The organism is Pseudonocardia sp. (assembly GCF_025465255.1).
GTDB lineage: Bacteria > Actinomycetota > Actinomycetes > Mycobacteriales > Pseudonocardiaceae > Pseudonocardia.
Window position 1 is genome coordinate 46,258 of record NZ_JAODNI010000204.1, and the last position, 16,902, is coordinate 63,159.

Sequence of the window (16,902 nt, forward strand, 5' to 3'; positions counted from 1 at the left end):
GCGACACCACGCTGGTTCGATCACGCCAGCCACCAGCGTGGTGTCGCAGTCGAGTCGAGCTCGACGTTAGCGTGGTTCGCTCATGATCGCGGCAACTCCCCTGTCGAGCTCGAACTCAGACCTTCGCGAGATCGACCGTGCGGAGCAGCTCCCGGCCCACCCACTCCTGGGCAAGGCGTCGTCCGGCAGCGAACGTGCTGCCGACCGAGCCTCGGACGGACTCCGGGAGCCAGGCGACGAGGGCCGGCAGATCCGCAATCGTCCGGGCCTTCGCGGGCTGCGGATGGCCGTGCTCGACGAGCAGGGCGTACAACCGCGCCGCCGGGCGGAGCTCCGGAAGCCCGAGCACCGCCGCGGAGGCTGCTCCCCTTCGTGCTATCCGGAGTCCCTCGACGTCGAGATCCCCGAAGTACCGCAGCTCGCAGGGCGGTACCGCAGCGAGCCCGGTGAGGACGCTCCCCAGATCGTTCCCGCGGCCGAGAACGACTCGTCCGACCTCGCCGTCCGGAGGAAGCTCGCAGGCGAGCGAATCGTAGGTGGCGATGTTCTCGACGATCAGGGTGACCGGGCCCGCACCGACCTCGTGCGGCAGCTGTGGGGTGGGCACGATCCGGCTGCGGAGCAGGCCCAGGCTCAGCCGTTCCTCTGTGGAGCAGTCGAACAGGCGCCCGTTCAGCATCGTGAACAGGAGCTTCTCGTCGCCGGTCAGTTCCAGTGAGCGCTCCTGCGCAGGAACACCCAGTCGGGCAGCATCGTTCCGGAGGAACTCCTGTACGCCCCGAAGCAGAATGAGCTGATTCGCGGTGAGACGGCGCTCCCGCTCGAGCCGGTAGACCCACGAGAGCTTTGCGTGCCAGACGACCTTCGACGCGGAAACGGGAGGTCGCGCCGTCGCCACGCGCGTGACCCATGAGGGCAGCGGGGGCAACGGGGTGCACTCCCAGCCGAACCCCGAGGACTCGGCAGGGTCACGACCGCCGTCTGTGCCAGCTCGTCGAACGCCTCTCGGAGCCGTGCGCGGCTGTTGTCGGCACCCAGCAGACTCGTGTCCGCGGCCAGCGCCGCCGACCACATCTGCTCCAGAGTGATCCGACTCGACGGTGCCTTTGCCACGAACGCGGCCAGTCGCGCGGCGAGCGGGGAGAGGCTCACAGCAGCGTGAGTACCGGGTCGTCCCGGTGAATCCGCGTGGTGTCGATCGCGCCCGACGGGTCCTCCCCCGCCAGCGTCCGGTCCGCGACCCGCACGTACTCCCGGCCTCGGTTCGCCGTGTTCCGCATCCGGATGATGTTCGGGAACCGGCCGACGGCCTTCATGTCCCCCACCCCGGTCAGGAAGATCAGCTGGACGCCGTTGGCTGCGGCGACCTTGCGCTGCAGGTCCAGGAACACCACGTAGTTCGCCTTGCCCAGCGGGTTGTCCAGCGGCAGCGCGCCGAGCCCGGGCAGGTCACGCCCGCGGCTCGTGGCACGGAGCTTCGCGACCATGCAGAACAGCAGCAGCGAGATCGTCACCTTCTCGCCGCCGGACCACTTCCGCATCCGCTCGACGGACACCCGTTCCAGGGCGAGCGCCGTCGACGGCTTCAGCACCCGGGCCCGCCAGTTCCCGTCCCCGACGACGGCGTTGGTCGCCTGCCACAGCAGCTCCTGACCGCGCGGGACCTCGGCGCCGCGGGCCGTCAGCGCGTCGACGAGCCGGGCGCACCGGTCCCGGACCACGGCGTCCGCCGTCTCGACGGCCGACCGCGGCCCGACGTCCAGGAACCGGTGCCCGGCCCACGCGCCGAGGCTCTCCGGCAGCTCGGACAGCGCCTGCGCCCGCGCCAAGGACTTCAGCGCCTGCCGCACCATGCCCGTCATCGCCGTGACGACGACGGACTTGTGCTCCTCCAGCTCCCCGAGCCGGCCGCGCAAGTTCGCCGCGAACAGGTCCAGCTCCTGCGCCAGCGACGCGGCCTCCGGACCGATCTCCCCGGCCACGTCGGCGACCCGGAAGCGGTCCCGGACGGTGGGGTTGACCTCGGCGAACCGGTCCGCGGAGGCCCACAGGACGATGTCCCGGGCCACCTTCTCGACCGCCCCGCGGGCGCGCCGGGCGTCCGTGGCGACCGCGTCGATCCGCTGCCGGATCGCCGCGACGGCGCTCCGGACGTCCTCGACACCGCCCGGATCCGCGGCGTCCGACAAATCTCCCGGGGCGACGCCCAGCAGCTCGGCCTGGTGGGTCAGCCCGGTGTGCCGCTCGTGGGCCTCCGCGCCCAGCGCCTTCACCGCCTCGACCTCGGTCCTCGCCGCCTCGACGGCGGTGCGCAGCCTCACCAGCTCCTCCTCGGCGGCCTCGGCGGCGGCGAGCGCGGCCGCCCGATCCGCCGGGATCTCCTCGTCCGCGAGCTCGACCTCGGCCGTGGGGAAGGTGGCGAGCTCGGCCTCCGCGGCGCGCAGCTCCGCCTTGGCCGCGCCGACGGATTCGCCGGCGCGGTCCGCGGCCTCCTCGGCCCGGGCCAGGGCCGAGGCGAGCGAGTCCGGATCGGCGGCCTCGGCGCTGTCCGCGAGATCCGCGGCGGACTCCCGCACGATCGCCGTCAGGCCCGCAACCTGCCCCGACGGCCCCTCGACGGCCCGGCGCGCCTCCTCGAGCGACGCGGCGAGCGCCGAGTCCGAGACCTCCCGGCGGTAGGCCTGCTCCGCGCTCTCGTACGCGCGGCAAGCCTCGGCCAGCGGGACCGGGACCCCGGACGCGGAGGCGAACAGCCCGTCCGGCTTCTCCTCGCCCCCGAGGGACAGGGCCTCCCGGGCCTCCCGGTGGCCGCTCGCGGCCCGGCGGACGGCGGCGAGCCGGTCCGCGGCCTCGGCCGCCGTGCGGCGGTGGCCCTCCTCCTCGGTGGTGGCCCGCTCGGTCGCCGCGCGGTGCACCTCGATCTCGGCGGGCAGCGCGCGGGCGCGGGCACGGCTCGGCTCGGACTGTGTCAGCCGGGCGGCGAGACCGGTGAGCACGGCACCGGCGAACGCCGCGACCCTGCGGACCTCCTCCTGGGTGGCCCGCCGCTCGTCGAGGGATTGCTCCTGCTCCTCGACGGCGGCGCGGTCCGCCTCGACCCGCCGGAGGTCCTCGCTGATCGCGGCGAGCCGCGCGTCGGCGTCTGCGATGCGGGCCCGCTGGGTCTCGAGGGTGCCGGGCGGGCAGTCCGCGCGCAGGCCGCGCAAGCGCCGTCGCAGGTCGTCGTCGCGGTCCCGGAGCGCGGCGAGCTGGGCGTCGGCGGTCGCCCGGCCCGCGCGGGCGGACTCGCGGGCGGTGATCTCCGTGCCCGCGGCGGCGGGATCGAGGAGCGCCGCGGCGGGCGGGACCAGGAACGGGAACGGGGTCTCCTCGCGGTGCGCGGAGTCCGCGACCGCCTGCAGGTCCGCCGTGGTCGCCATGACCACCGGCGACGTCGGCCGCAGGCCCGCGTCCGTCAGCACCCGCTCGGCCACGGGGAGGTCCGCGGGGTCGTGCAGGAGCAGCCCGGCGGCCAGCGCGGGCGCGGCCCGGAGCACCGCGGCGTGTGCCGCGGCGGACACGGACTCCGCGAGGTAGCGCCAGCCGGTCGTCGCCGCGATCCCCGCCGCCTCGACGGTCTCGTGCGCCCGCACGAGATCGAGCGTCGCGGGGAGCAACCCGGTGGTGGTGAGGGCGGCGAGCGAACGCTCGTCCTCGGCGCCCTCGACGGCCAGCTCCACCCGCTGCCGTTCCGAACGGGAGATCGCCGTGGTGAGGAGGTCCTCCAGGTCACCGGCCTCGGCGACCGGATCGATCTCGTCGCCGCCGGAGAGCGTGCGGAGGCGCTCGTCGCCCGCGAGCTCGTCGACCACGGCGCGCAGCCCGGCGGCGCGCTCGGCGTCCGTGCGGCGCCGCTCGGTCAGTGTGCGCCGCTCGCCTGCCAGCTCGTCCGCGGCCTGGACGGTCTCCTGGCGGCGTTCCCGCAGGCGGGGCCGCTCCTCGCGGAGCCGTTCGAGGTCCGCGGCCGCCTCGCGGTCGGCCGCCTCGTGCCGGGCGATCGCCGTGGCGACGTCCTCCTCCGCGTCCAGCAGGCCCTGCCCGCGGGCCGACTCCAGGGCCGCGTCGAGGTCCGCGAGGGACGCGACGACGGCGGCGAGCTCCCCGGACAGGCGGCCCTGCTCGGCCGTCGCCTCGTGGGCCCGGGCGCGGGCGGCAGCCTCGCCCCGGCGGGCCGTCGAGACCGCCTCGTCCAGGCCCGCGGCCTGCTCGTCGTGCTCGGACAGCGCGACGTCCAGGCTGCGCGTGTAGTCCAGCGCAGCCTCGTCCCGGCGCCGGCGAAGAGGCTCGGCGTCGGCCTTGGCCGCGGCGAGCTGCTCCGTCAGCGAGGTGACGCGCGCCCGGGCGTCCCGCAGCCGTCGGACCTCGGGGACCGCCCGCCACGCCGCCTTCCGCGCCGCGGCCCGCTGCTGCGCGGCCCGGGACAGCTCGACGTCCCGCTGAGCCGACGCGCGGCGGTGCTCGGCGGCGATCCGGCGCAGCCCGCGCACCCGGGCCCCGGCGAGGGCGGCCCGGTCCTGGTGCTCCGCGACCACCCCGCGCAGCTCGGTGACCCGGTCCTCGTGCTCGGCGGCGGCCCGCTCGGCGCGGGCCGTGGCGGCGGCGACCGCGGTGGCCAGCGCGACCGCCGAACCCTCCAGCTCCCGCTCCGCCTCCTCCGCCTGCTCCTGCGCCGCCCGGTTCTCCGCGAGCCGGCGCAGCAGCGGCGAGGCCTCGTCCGCGAACGTCAGGTCCGCCAGCAGCTCGGGCCGCTCGGCCAGCCCCGCCCGGACCCGCTCGAGGATGTCCGAGACCTGCCCGGGTACCTCGGGATCGACGATCAGCTCCAGCAGATAGCGGACGAACTGGTCCGCGTTGCGGAACTGGAACTGTCCCTCGATGCCGCCCTCGGTGGCGTTCATCTGCAACAGCGCGGTGAAGATCGCCGGGTCCAGGCCGTGGTCGTCGAGCATCCGGCTCCAGCGGTCCTGCCCGTCCGTGACGGCGATCCCGGCATGCGGGATCACGTCCCAGGCCCGGACGGCGGCCACGAACTCCTTCTGCGGCGTCGGCTTCCCGTCGGTCTCGAACGGCAGGCCGTCCAGGGAAGCCCGCCCGTCCGCGTCCGGCCGGAACAGGTACCAGCGCGCGGAGAGCCGGTCGTGGTCCCGGTTCGGGTCCGCGGGCTGGGCCCGGTCCGCCCACTCGTAGACGGCGCCGGTGACGAGCTTCCTGCCGTCCGGCCCGGACCACTCGACGACGACGTGGGCGGTGTCCGCCCCGAGGACATAGTCCTCGAGGTGCTTGCCGGTGGCCTGGGTGGCCAGGAAGTCCCTCCGGTGCGGGCGGATCAACGCGCAGATCAGCGACAGGACGGTGGACTTCCCGCCGCCGTTGCGCAGCCAGAGGATGGAGTCCAGCGGATGCCCGTCCGCGCCCGTGAAGTCCAGCGTGACGTTCAGGAACCGCGCGGCCGTCGGCCCGATCCGGTCCAGCCGCACCCGTCGCATCTGCCACATCAGCGGCGGACTCATCGCGCTGCCCCGTCCTGGGCGGCCCGCAGCTCGCGGAGTGCGTCCAGCGCCGCGCCGCCCGCCGAGTCCCCGACGAGCAACCGGAACCGGTCCGTGAGGTGGTGGACGTCCGGTCCGAGCGTCGGCGCCTCCTTGGCCGCGCCCTGGTCCGAGAGCCAGCCCAGCGCGTCCTCGATCGCCCGGAGCGTGCAGCCGCGGGCGCGGCGCCCGGTCTGGGTGGTGATCAGCTGCGGCAGGTCCGCGTAGGCCTCGGCGGCGGCGCGGGCGCGCTCGCCGTCGTGCCCGCCCGCCGGGCCCTCGCCCTCCTGGACGCGCAGGGTGTCGATCGCCGAGCGGAGGAACTCGTCGATCTTGACGACGTCCACGAGCTTGGTCTCGGGATCGTCGAAGTCCACGTCCTGCGGGTACGCATACGCCGCGATGCCGAGCAGGATCAGGCCGAACACCAGCTTCTCCTCGGCGTCCATGGTCCGCAGGTCCCCGAGCCGGGTCGCGAACGGGCCGCTCGGCTCCGGCGCCAGGACGATCCCGGAGCGCGGCGTCCCGAGGACCTCCAGCCCGAGCCCCTCGGCCATCGTGTCCACGACGTCCCGGAAGCGCAGCTCGCTGCGGTAGCGGTCCAGCAGGGCCCGGTACTCGCTGCCCTCCACCGGGCGGGAACGGCGCCGCAGGCCGAACGCCACGAGCTCCGCCGCCGCCCGCACCTCGGTCAGGTCCGCCGCCACGGCCGTCATGCCGTCAACTCCTCCGCGTCCATGTCCTCCGCCTCGTCCTCCGCCGCGGTGCGCACCGACGCCCGCAGCACGAGGTCCCGGCCGCGGGCGAGCCTGTGGTCCAGCACGCGCCCGTCGTCCTCCGCGACCAGGCCGGACGCCAGCGCGCCGGCGTCCGTGCGCTCGTCCGTCGACTCCCCGTCCGCGGCGTCCGGGGCGAACGCCCACAACGCCGTGAGCAGCACCAGCTCGGCCACCTGGTCCGCCTCGTCCGAGCCCTCGCACGCGTCCAGCAGGGCCGAGACGCGTGCGGGCTCGTCGCGGGCGGTGTCCAGCACCTCGCGTGCGGCCGCGACGACCGGGGCGGGGTAGCGCTGCACGTCCTCCTCTGCGTCCGGGTCCGCAGCGCCGACGTCCTCGACCTCCGGTTCGGCCGCCTCGCGCTGCCGCGGGGGCGCCCAGAGCTGGTCCACCAGGTCGTCGAAGTGGACGAGGCGGGGCACGCTCACCCCGAGCGCCCGGTCCGCGAAGGCGCTCGTCACCACCGTCGCGTCCGCCCGGGGAGCCGCGAGGACGGGGAGCAGCAGGTCGTCCCCGAGCGCCAGCATGCGAAGCCGGCGGCGACGGGCGAGGCGCTGCCGGACCTGGGCGGACAGGAACACCTCCCGGGCCCCGACGAGCCGGCGTTCCAGGTCCAGGTGCACGCTCCGGACCCGGGCGAGCAGGTCCACGATCCGGCCGGACGCGGCCCGCACGTCCGGCGACGTCTCGGCGTCCAGACCGCTCTGCACGTGCTCGAGGAACCGGTCGTCCTCGCCGATCCGCTCCTCCACGTGCCGGCGCGCCGCGGCGAGCCGGTCCGGCACGTCGACCAGCCAGTCGTGCGTGCCGACGTCCCGGCGGGTGGCGTCGAGCAGCTCGGCCAGGGTCGCGGAGATGCCGACGCTGCTGCGCTCGGCCTGGGCGGCGGTGCGGACGGCGGCGTCGAACCGGCGGTCGTCCAGCTGCCGCTGCAGGACGTGCGCGAGTGCGCGGTCCGCGTCCTCCAGATCGACGTCCAGGCCGTGCAGGAAGAGCGTGATCGCCTGGTCACTTGCCACGAGGACCGGGCCGTACTCGGCATCCCGCAGCGCGAGCAGCCGGAAGCTGTAGGGCTCGGACCGCGCGCGTTCGCCGGAGAGGTCGGCGAACCAGTAGGTGAAGCGGCGGTGCTCGTGCGTCTCGTTGAGCAGGCCCTTCAACACCACGGCGGCGACGTCCCGGGCCTGGCCGGCGTGCTCGGGCGCCATCCGGGCGGCGAGACCGGTCAGCGTGTCCGAGACCTCCTCGAGCGTGGCCTCGCGGGCGAACCCCATCGACCCGACCACCAGGTCCACCGCGGCGAGGGCGAGCTGGCGGAGGTCGAAGAGTTCGTCGTCGATCCCGGCGTGCGCGGCGTTACGGACGAGCCGGGCGATCGGGTCCGTGAGGGCGAGCGCACGCCAGCGGGCCCGCGCGGTCGCGTCCGCCGCGGGCGAGACGACTGCTGGTCCGGTCAGTGGCGGTCCGGCCGATGGCGTCACGCGTTCCCCCTTTCGCCGCAGCAGCCTAGGGAGGGGGTCCGACACTTCCGGCTCCGGGGGAACTCTCAGGCCACTCTCACCTGGGACGGGGACACTCGGGTGCGAGGGACGATCGGGATCGAGTGCGAAGGAGTGTCCCGTGATCGTGGCAAGTCTGGTGGGGCTGGTCCTGGTCCTGTTCCAACTCGTGCTCGTGGCCCGGGTGGTCGTCGACTGGATCGGGGTGCTGTCCACCGGCGGTGGCGGCAGCGGCCTCTACCAGGCGCGGCGGATCACCCACGGCATCACCGAACCGGTGATCGAGCCGGTCCGGCGGGTGCTCAAGCCGGTGCGGTTCGGGTCGGTCGCGATCGACCTGGCGTTCGTGGCCGTGTTCGTCGCGGTGATCCTGCTCCGCACGGTCGTGGTGCCGCTGATCCCGTTCTGAGGGCCGGAAAAGCGCGTTGTGGCTCCACAACGCGCTTACGAAGCCCCAGGAACCGCGTTGTGGCTCCATGACGCGGATTTCCGGGCCTGAGAACGAGCGGGAACACCGCTCGGAGCAGCGAGCCGGCCGTTCGTCGGGAGCCCGTAGGCTGGACCCCGATGAGGCGCAAGCTCCGCTCTCCCCTGCCGCAGCGGCACGGGCTGGACCCGGCCCGGCTGCGGACCCCCGACGACGGTCCGTGGCGCACCATGCGTGAGCACCTCGTCGAGCGGCTGCCCCGGGTGGACCCCGCCCGGATCGACGAGATGCTGCGCGAGGAGCGCATCGTCGACCTCACGGGGCCACTGGCCGTCGACGCGCCGTTCGTCCCGCGGTCCTTCGTCTGGTTCCACCGGGACCTGCCCGTCGAGGCGCCGGTGCCGTTCGAGATCGGGATCGTGCACCGCGACGAGCACCTGCTCGTCGTGGACAAGCCGCACTTCCTCGCCACGATCCCCCGCGGGAAGCACGTCGTGGAGACCGCGCTGGTGCGGCTGCGGCGCGACCTCGCGCTGCCCACGCTGAGCCCCGCGCACCGGCTGGACCGCGTGACGGCCGGGCTGGTGCTGTTCGTGATCACCCCGGAGCTGCGCGGCCGCTACCAGACGCTCTTCCGGGACCGGCTCGTGCGGAAGACCTACGAGGCCGTCGCGCCGTACCGGCCGGAGCTCACGCTGCCCCGCACCGTGCGCAGCCGGATCGTCAAGGAACGCGGCGTCATCCGGGCGCAGGAGGTGCCGGGCGAGGTCAACGCGGAGACCCACGTCGAGCTCGTCGACCACGCCCGTGGCCTGGGCCGCTACCGGCTGCGGCCGCTCACCGGGCGCACCCACCAGCTGCGGCTGCACCTGTGCTCGCTGGGCATCCCGATCGTCGGCGACGACCTCTACCCGGAGCTGCTGGACACTCCGCTCGACGACTATTCCGGCCCGCTGCAGCTGCTCGCGCGCACGCTGGAGTTCACGGACCCGGTGAGCGGCGAGCCCCGGCGGTTCGAGAGCGGGTTACGGCTGCGGGCGTGGGAGCCGGACGGTCGAACGGACGGCCTGCAGGGCATCTCCGCGCGTTCCTGAAAGAGCCCGCGGCATTCGGAGCAGGACCTGCGGCATCAGGACGCAGGGGCCGCCGCTCGTCGCGTCCAGACGGTCACGCACCGTGCAGGCCCCTCAGCTTCGCAACGCCCGGGACCCAGCCTTCCTACGGTTCTGCGGTGCGGGGCCCGCGGCGAGCGCAACGCCCCCCGCCGCACGTCGCGGGCCCCGATTTCCACCCCTCTCACCGTGTTCCCCAGCGCGGTCGAGGATCGCTCCCCCGCGAGAAGGACAATTCGATGACCAGCACGAACGACCGTCCGGACGATCATTCGGACCGGGCCCGGGCGCTCCGTCCCGCCCCCGGCGACAAGCGTCCGAGCACCCGTCGCGGCCCCCGTTCCGCGCGGTTGCTCTGCACCGGCTTCGCGGCCGGCGCGCTGTTCCTGGCGAGTGCCTGCGGCACCAGCGACTACGTCGACGCGAAGGACGCGCTCCCGGCGGGCGGCAGCGCCGCGACGGGCACCGGCGGCACCACCGTCGTCCCCACGGGCGGGCTCGGCACCGCGATCACGTCCGTCGGCACGGTCGCGACCAGCGACGGCTTCACCCTCTACCGCTTCGCGAAGGACACCACGAACCCGTCGGCGTCGACGTGCACCGGCGTCTGCGCGACGAACTGGCCACCCGTCCTCGGCGACGGGCTCCCGGCGGTGCAGGGCATCCCGTCGAACCTGGTCGGCACCATCGGGCGGCCGGACGGAAGCCAGCAGCTCACCCTGAACGGGTGGCCGCTCTACCGGTTCGCGAAGGACGCGGCACCGGGCGAGGTCAAGGGCGAGGGCGTCGGCGGTACCTGGCAGGCGATCGGCGTGAACGGCAAGCCCGCCGCCGGCTGACCCCTGTGTGCGTTTCTCGTTGCCCGGGCGGCGACAACCGCGCACGAGCGCCGGAGGCGCCCTTTTCGATCGTCCGTTAAGGGCTTACGGTCGAGGCATGCGTGCGGTGCGGATCGGCAACTTCTCCGGGTACCTCGGCGACAGGTACACCGCCATCGACGAGGCACTGGCCGGCGACCCGGTCGACGTCCTGATGGGCGACTACCTGGCCGAGGTCACCCTCGCCGCCCTCGCCTCGGGCTACCGGCGGAACTCCGGCGGCGGGTACGTCGCGTACTTCCTCGATCAGCTGCGGCCGCACCTCGCGACCCTCGCGGAGCGCGGGATCAAGGTCGTCAGCAACGCCGGCGGGTTCAACCCCGCCGGGCTCGCCGAGGCGCTGCGCACGCTGGTCACCGAGGCCGGGGTGCCGCTGAAGGTCGCGCACGTCGAGGGCGACAACGTCCTCGACGAGCTCGCGGCCTTCCACGCCGAGGGCCACGGCATGGAGCACCTCGACACCGGTGCCCCGCTCAAGGACTGGGGCGTCGACCCGATCGCCGCCAACGCCTACCTCGGCGGGTTCGGGATCGCCGAGGCCCTCGAGGCCGGTGCGGACATCGTCGTCACGGGCCGGGTCACGGACGCCTCGCTCACCGCCGGTCCCGCCGCGTGGTGGCACGGCTGGACCCCCGACGACTTCGATGCGCTCGCCGGCGCCGTCACCGCGGGCCACATCATCGAGTGCGGCGCCCACGCCACCGGCGGCAACTTCTCCGGCTTCCTCACCGTCCCGGGCATGCTGAGGTGCGGTTTCCCGATCGCGGAGGTCGCCGCGGACGGCAGCAGCGTGATCACCAAGCACGCCCGCGACGGCGGCATGGTCACCGTCGACACCGTGACCGCCCAGCTCGTCTACGAGATCCAGGGCCCGCGCTACCTGAACCCCGACGCGACGGTGCACCTGGACACGGTGCAGCTCAGCCAGGTCGGGAAGGACCGGGTCGCGATCGCTCCGGTGAGGGGCTCCGCTCCCCCGCCGACGGCCAAGGTCGCGGTGTTCGCGCCCATCGGCTACGAGATCTCGCAGATGCTGTTCTGCACCGCACCGAACGTCGTCGAGAAGGTGGCGCTGCTGCGGGACCAGCTCCGGGCGCAGCTCGAGGGCCACGTCGACGAGCTGGACGTGACGGCGCTCGGCGTCGCGGCGGAGGACCCCGCGTCGCAGGCGGAGGCGACCGTCCCGATCCGGGTCATGGCCACCGCCCGCGACCCCGAGCCGCTGCGCCGCTTCCCCGCCGCGGTCGGCAGCCTCTACCTGCAGGGCTTCCCCGGCTTCTTCCACGACGGCCACGCGCAGCGCGTGAGCGAGCCCTGGCCGCGGATCGACTACTGGCCGGCGCTGCTGCCGGCCGAGCTCGTGCCGCATCGGGCCGTGCTCGACGACGGGACCGTCCTCCAGGCGCCCGTGCCCTCGTCGTCCTCCGTCGAGCCGCAGCCCGTGCAGCCCGAGCCGTCCGCCCCCGCGTCGAGCACGGGGAAGCGGGTCCCGCTGGGCACACTCGCCTACGCCCGCAGCGGGGACAAGGGCGGGAACTCGAACGTCGGGATCTGGGTGCCGGACCCGGCGGCCTGGGAGTGGCTGCGCACGACGCTGTCCACCGAGGGGATCCGCGCGCTGATCCCGGAGGCGAAGGGCTGCGAGATCGTCCGGCACGAGTTCCCGCACCTACGGGCCGTCCACGTCGTGTTGAAGGGCCTGCTCGGGACGGGCGGCTCGTCGAACCTGCGGGTGGACCAGATCGGCAAGTCCGTGTGCGAGTACGTGCGGGCGAAGCACGTGACCGTGCCGGAGGAGCTGCTCGCATGACTCTCACGGAGCGGATCGTGGCCACCGTCGAGAAGCCCGCTGAGGCTGGGCGGCGCGGCGGCGCTGGCGACTACATCACCGCGAACGTCGGCGTCCGATCGTCCACGGTGCACCCGCGCAGGCCCGAGGGCGCGCGGCTACTGCGCGAGCTGCTGACCGGGGCGGACGTCTTCTACGCCAACCGCCGGCCCGGGTACCTGTCGTCGATCGGGTTCTCCGCGGAGGAGGCGGCCGCCGTCTCCGACCTGGACTACGCGAGGTCGGTCGCCGGGACGGGCGAGGAGCACCCCTACCCGGACCCGGAGACCTTCACCGCGGACACCCCACCAGGGCGTGACGGACCAGGTCCGGATGTCCGAGACGCCGGGCCCGTACCGGCACATCCTGGTCCCGCGGGGCGCGAGCCGCCCCGCCTGGCTGTAGCGCCGTCTACCCCCGGACCCGCACGGGGAGGCTCGTCAGGCCCCGGATGAGCGTGCTGCTCCGCCAGGCCAGGGTCTCCGGCTCCGCGGCCAGGGCGAGGTCGGGGAAGCGGTCCAGGAGCGTGCGGAAGGCGATCTCGCCCTCCAGCCTCGCCAGCGGTGCCCCGAGGCAGTGGTGGATCCCGTAGCCGAAGGCGACGTGTTGGCCGGTGTCGCGGTGCAGGTCCAACACGTCCGGATCCGGGTAGCGCTCGGCGTCCCGGTCGGCGGCGGTCAGTGCCACCATGACGACCTCGCCCGCCGGGATCTCGGTGCCGGAGATCGCCACCGGCTCGGTGGTGTACCGCAGGGTCGCGAGGTTCACCGGGCCGTCGAACCGCAGGAACTCCTCGACGGCAGCAGGCGTGAGCCCGGGGTCCGCCCGCAGCTCGGCGAGCTGCTCCGGGTGCGTGAGCAGGGCCAGGACGCCGTTGCCGATCAGGTTCACCGTCGTCTCGTGCCCCGCGACGAGCAGCAGGAACGCCATCGACGTCGCCTCCCGCGGAGAGAGGCGGTCGGCGTCGTCGGTCGCCTGCACGATCGCCGAGAGCATGTCGTCGCCCGGGTTCGTCGCCTTGTCCGCGACCAGCCGCGCCAGGAACTCCGCCATCGCCGCGCCGGCCGCGCCGCGCTCCTGCGCGGTTCCGGCGGAGAGCAGGGTGTTGGACCACCGCCGGAACGCGTCCCGTTCGCCGTCCGGCACCCCGAGCAGCTCGCAGATGACCGTCATCGGCAGCGGGAACGCGAAGGTGTCGAGCAGGTCGACGCTCCCGTCCCCGGCGGTGGCGCGCGCCTCCATGTCGTCGGCGAGGGCGTGGGCGATCGCCTCGATCCGCGGCCGCATCCTGCTGATCGACCGCACGGTGAAGGCCCGGTTGACGAGCTTGCGCAGCCGGGTGTGGTCCGGCGGGTCGCTGTTGAGCATGTGCCCGGCCAGCGAGTCCGCGAACGCCATGCGCTTGTCCGGAGCGACGGAGTGCCGGTCGAGGAGCTCCATGAACCGGCCGCCGTCCTTGGAGAGCCGCGGGTCGTTCAGCGCCTCCCGGGCGTCCGCATGCCGGGCGACCAGCCAGACGCGGAGGCCGAGCGGCGTCACCGCCCGGGCGACCGGCCGCTCGTCCCGCAGCACCCGGTAGAGGGCGTGCGGGTCGGCCAGGAAGTCCTCGCCGAGTTCGATCGGTTCGCTGGTGGTCGGCAGCGTGCTCGTCATCCAGGCTCCTCGCGTGCATCCGGCCCGCTCCCCGTGGCGGGCTCGCTGCTCACCGTAGGCCCGTCGGCGCTGAGTCCCTCTCAGCCCGGACGAACCGGGAGGTCCAGGCGGTACCGGGCGTCCTCGGCGTCCGTGATCAGCATGTACCCGGGCGCGTGCGCGATGGCCAGCGCCGGCCGGGACTCGACGACCGCGGCCTGCGGGGTCACCCCGCACGCCCAGAACACCGGGACCTCGTCCTCCCCGATCGTCACCGGGTCGCCGTAGTCCGGCTTCTCGACGTCGGCGATCCCCAGCTCCGCCGGGTCCCCGATGTGGACGGGCGCGCCGTGCACCGCCGGGTACCGGGCCGTCACGGCGACGGCGGTGTCGACGAGCCGGGCCGGGATCGGCCGCATGGAGACCACCAGCGGCCCGCCGACCGATCCGGCGTCGCGGCAGCGCCGGCTCGTCCGGTACATCGGCACGTTCACGCCCTCGGCGATGTGCCGCACGGGCACGCCCTCGGCCAGCAGGGCCCGCTCGAAGGTGAAGCTGCAGCCGAGCAGGAACGCGACCATGTCCTCGCGCCACCAGCCGGTCACGTCCGGCGTCTCCTCGACGAGCTCGCCGTCGACGTAGACGCGGTAGAGCGGGATGTCCGTGCGGACGTCACCGTCGAGCAGCGGACCGGAGACGGCGCCGGCGTCGAGCACGTCGAGGACCGGGCAGGGCTGTGGGTTGCGCTGGGCGAAGAGCAGGAAGTCCCAGGCCGCGGCGGCGGGGACGGCGATCAGGTTGGCCTGGGTCCAGCCGTCGCACCAGCCCGCGGTGGGCGTCACGAGGCCGTCGCGGAACCGCGCGCGGGCCTCGGCGGGGATGAGCGTGCTCGGGTGCATCGTGCTCCTCAGAGGTAGCGGAAACGGACGGGCTGGCCGGGACGGATCTGGGACGCGCGGTCGACGTCCGCGTCGACGACGACGGCGATCACGGGGTAGCCGCCGGTCACCGGGTGGTCGGCGAGGAAGACGACGGGTTCACCGCCCGGCGGCAGCTGGATCGCGCCCCGGGTGATGCCCTCGCTCGGCAGGGACCCGGCATTGTCCGGGACGGCGAGGGTGGCGCCCTCCAGCCGCATCCCGACCCGGTCCGTGCGCGCGGACGCGGACCAGATCGTCCCGGCGAGCCCGCGCGGGTCCGCCGCGTGGTCGTCCCGCGGGCCGGCCACCACCCGCAGGGTGACGAGGCCTGCGGGCGGCGGCGCGACCGGGGCGACGTCGATGAGCGGGAACGTCGGCGGCTCGGGCCCGATCGGCAGCTCGTCGCCCTTCGCCGGCCGTGGCGGGCCGAGTCCGGACAGGACGTCCGTGCTGCGCGAGCCCAGCACGGGCGCGATGTCGACGCCGCCGCGGACGGCGAGGTAGGTGCGTAGCCCGGCCGGGGGCGGGCCGAGCCGCAGCTCCTGGCCCAGGCGCAGCAGGATCACCGAGTGGTGGCCGACCGGGGTGCCGTCGACGGTCGCGGGCGCGGCGGCGCCGGTGAGGGCGACGGTCAGCAGGCCCGTGGCGCGGGCGGCGAACCCGCCGAGCAGGATCTCGATCCCCGCGGCGTCCTCCGGGTTCGCGACGAGCCGGTTCCCCAGCCGCAGCGCCGCCCGGTCCGCCGCGCCGGAGCGCCCGACGCCGGAGGCCGCCAGGCCGGGCCGGCCCAGGTCCTGGACCAGGGCCTGCGGACCGGTCTCGAGCACCTCGAGGGCCTTCACGTGCCGGCCACCGTGAACCGCACCTCCGCGCCCGGCGCCAGCAGCGCAGGCGGGTCCCGGTCGGAGTCCCAGAGCACGGAGTCCGTCCGGCCGATGAGCTGCCACCCGCCGGGCGACGGGCGGGGGTAGATCCCGCTGAACTCCCCCGCCAGCCCGACCGAGCCGGCCGGGACGGCGGTCCGGGCCTCGTCCCGGCGGGCGACGGCAAGACGCGGGTCGCCACCGCTCAGGTACGCGAAGCCGGGAGCGAACCCGCCGAAGGCCACCCGCCACGGGCGCCCGGTGTGCGCGGCGACGACGTCCGCCTCGCTCAGGCCGGTGAGCCGGGCGACCTCGGCCAGGTCCGGCCCGTCGTAGACGACCGGGATCTCGATGCTGCCCGCCGGCGCCGCGGCGCCCTCCCCGGCCCGCACCTCCAGCTCCTCGACGACTCGGCGCACCGACGCGAGCTCGGTGCCCGGTTCCAGGACGAGCAGGACGGTCCGTGCGGCCGGGACGACGTCGAGCACCCCGGGCAGGTCCGCGGCGCGGCAGGCGTCGGCGAGCACCACGACCTCGGCGGTGTCCGCGACCTCGAGCAGCAGGCCGGCGTCGCCGTACGGGAGGACGGCCGGAGTGATCATGCGAAGGGCCGGAGCGTGACGCCTGCGCCCTCGAGCCCGGCCCGCACCGCGGCCGCCATCGCGACCGCGCCCGGCGAGTCCCCGTGCACGCAGGCGGACTCGGCGCGGACCGGCACGTCGGAGCCGTCGACGGCCCGGACCACGCCCTCGTCGAGCAGGCGCAGCAGCCGTTCGGTGGCCTCGTCCGCGTCGTGGAGCAGGGCGCCGGGCTCGCGGCGGGACACCAGGGTGCCCTCCGGTGTGTACCCGCGGTCGACGAAGAACTCCGGCACCGCCCGCAGCCCGGCCGCCTCCGCGGCGCGGAGCAGCGCCGAGCCCGGCAGGCCCAGCACCGGTAGCGAGGGGTCGTAGTCCCGCACCGCCGCGACGACCGCCGCCGCCTGCTCCTCGTGGTGGACGGTCGCGTTGTAGAGCGCGCCGTGCGGCTTGACGTACCGCACGGCCGTCCCGGTCACCCGGCACATCGCCTCGAGCGCGCCGAGCTGGTAGACGACGTCGTTCGCGAGGTCGGACGGCGGGACGTCGATGAAGCGGCGGCCGAAGCCGGCGAGGTCCGCGTAGGCCACCTGGGCACCCACGACCACGCCGTTCGCCGCGGCTCCCGCACAGGTCCGGCGCAGCGTCGAGGGGTCGCCCGCGTGGAATCCGCACGCCACGTTCGCGCTGCTCACCAGACCGAGCATCGCCTGGTCGTCGCCGAGCTCCCAGCGGCCGAACGACTCGCCGAGATCGCTGTTGAGGTCCAGGGTGCCCACCCGCCCGAGACTAGGGATTGTTCAACAATCCAGCAAGACTTCC

At 74.6% G+C, this 16,902-nt stretch carries 14 protein-coding genes; 5 read left to right on the forward strand and 9 right to left on the reverse strand.

Translation table 11 applies throughout. The features are described from left to right. Positions 1-115 precede the first annotated feature (115 nt). The 4 genes from JWP64_RS24590 to JWP64_RS24605 form a co-directional block, all read right to left on the reverse strand. Positions 116-679 (reverse strand): Wadjet anti-phage system protein JetD domain-containing protein, encoded by a 564-nt coding sequence (locus tag JWP64_RS24590; RefSeq protein WP_297501645.1) that lies wholly within the window; start codon positions 677-679, stop codon positions 116-118. 469 nt (positions 680-1,148) lie between these two features. Then, on the reverse strand, positions 1,149-5,549 hold the full coding sequence (locus tag JWP64_RS24595) for a hypothetical protein (protein ID WP_297501648.1): 4,401 nt from the start codon (positions 5,547-5,549) through the stop codon (positions 1,149-1,151). Then, entirely contained in the window at positions 5,546-6,283 is a 738-nt protein-coding gene (locus JWP64_RS24600; RefSeq protein WP_297501651.1) for a hypothetical protein, read from the reverse strand. Before JWP64_RS24600 ends, JWP64_RS24595 begins: the two co-directional genes overlap by 4 nt. After that, positions 6,280-7,824 carry a hypothetical protein gene (locus tag JWP64_RS24605; RefSeq protein ID WP_297501655.1) on the reverse strand — a complete coding sequence of 515 codons (1,545 nt, stop codon included), beginning with the start codon at positions 7,822-7,824 and terminating at the stop codon, positions 6,280-6,282. Before JWP64_RS24605 ends, JWP64_RS24600 begins: the two co-directional genes overlap by 4 nt. 139 nt (positions 7,825-7,963) lie before the next feature. Here JWP64_RS24605 and JWP64_RS24610 point away from each other — a divergent pair, with 139 nt between their 5' ends. The 5 genes from JWP64_RS24610 to JWP64_RS24630 all read left to right on the forward strand — a co-directional run bounded on the left by JWP64_RS24610 (position 7,964) and on the right by JWP64_RS24630 (position 12,542). After that, positions 7,964-8,251: a YggT family protein gene (locus tag JWP64_RS24610; protein ID WP_297501658.1), complete on the forward strand. Its 288-nt coding sequence runs from the start codon at positions 7,964-7,966 to the stop codon at positions 8,249-8,251. Positions 8,252-8,409: 158 nt separating this feature from the next. After that, positions 8,410-9,363, forward strand: coding sequence for an RluA family pseudouridine synthase (locus JWP64_RS24615; protein ID WP_297501661.1), 954 nt, complete (start codon positions 8,410-8,412; stop codon positions 9,361-9,363). A 257-nt stretch (positions 9,364-9,620) separates the two neighbouring features. Then, entirely contained in the window at positions 9,621-10,220 is a 600-nt protein-coding gene (locus JWP64_RS24620; RefSeq protein ID WP_297501664.1) for a hypothetical protein, read from the forward strand. 97 nt (positions 10,221-10,317) lie between these two features. Continuing rightward, on the forward strand, positions 10,318-12,069 hold the full coding sequence (locus JWP64_RS24625; protein ID WP_297501666.1) for an acyclic terpene utilization AtuA family protein: 1,752 nt from the start codon (positions 10,318-10,320) through the stop codon (positions 12,067-12,069). Continuing rightward, on the forward strand, positions 12,066-12,542 hold the full coding sequence (locus tag JWP64_RS24630) for a CoA transferase (RefSeq protein ID WP_297501669.1): 477 nt from the start codon (positions 12,066-12,068) through the stop codon (positions 12,540-12,542). The genes JWP64_RS24625 and JWP64_RS24630 overlap by 4 nt, the downstream gene beginning before the upstream one ends. Here the strand turns inward: JWP64_RS24630 and JWP64_RS24635 are convergent. From JWP64_RS24635 to JWP64_RS24655, 5 genes are all read right to left on the reverse strand, one after another. Further along, complete coding sequence (locus JWP64_RS24635) at positions 12,499-13,740, reverse strand: cytochrome P450 (protein ID WP_297501672.1); 1,242 nt, start codon at positions 13,738-13,740, stop codon at positions 12,499-12,501. The two genes, JWP64_RS24630 and JWP64_RS24635, sit on opposite strands and share 44 nt — an antisense overlap. Before the next feature lie 80 nt (positions 13,741-13,820). Then, positions 13,821-14,618, reverse strand: a complete 798-nt coding sequence (locus tag JWP64_RS24640; RefSeq protein ID WP_297501675.1) for a putative hydro-lyase — start codon at positions 14,616-14,618, stop codon at positions 13,821-13,823. 8 nt (positions 14,619-14,626) lie between these two features. Further along, positions 14,627-15,481 carry a biotin-dependent carboxyltransferase family protein gene (locus tag JWP64_RS24645; protein ID WP_297501677.1) on the reverse strand — a complete coding sequence of 285 codons (855 nt, stop codon included), beginning with the start codon at positions 15,479-15,481 and terminating at the stop codon, positions 14,627-14,629. Further along, positions 15,478-16,104: an allophanate hydrolase subunit 1 gene (locus JWP64_RS24650; RefSeq protein ID WP_297501680.1), complete on the reverse strand. Its 627-nt coding sequence runs from the start codon at positions 16,102-16,104 to the stop codon at positions 15,478-15,480. The genes JWP64_RS24645 and JWP64_RS24650 overlap by 4 nt, the downstream gene beginning before the upstream one ends. Then, positions 16,101-16,859: a 5-oxoprolinase subunit PxpA gene (locus JWP64_RS24655; protein WP_297501683.1), complete on the reverse strand. Its 759-nt coding sequence runs from the start codon at positions 16,857-16,859 to the stop codon at positions 16,101-16,103. Before JWP64_RS24655 ends, JWP64_RS24650 begins: the two co-directional genes overlap by 4 nt. Positions 16,860-16,902: the final 43 nt, after the last annotated feature.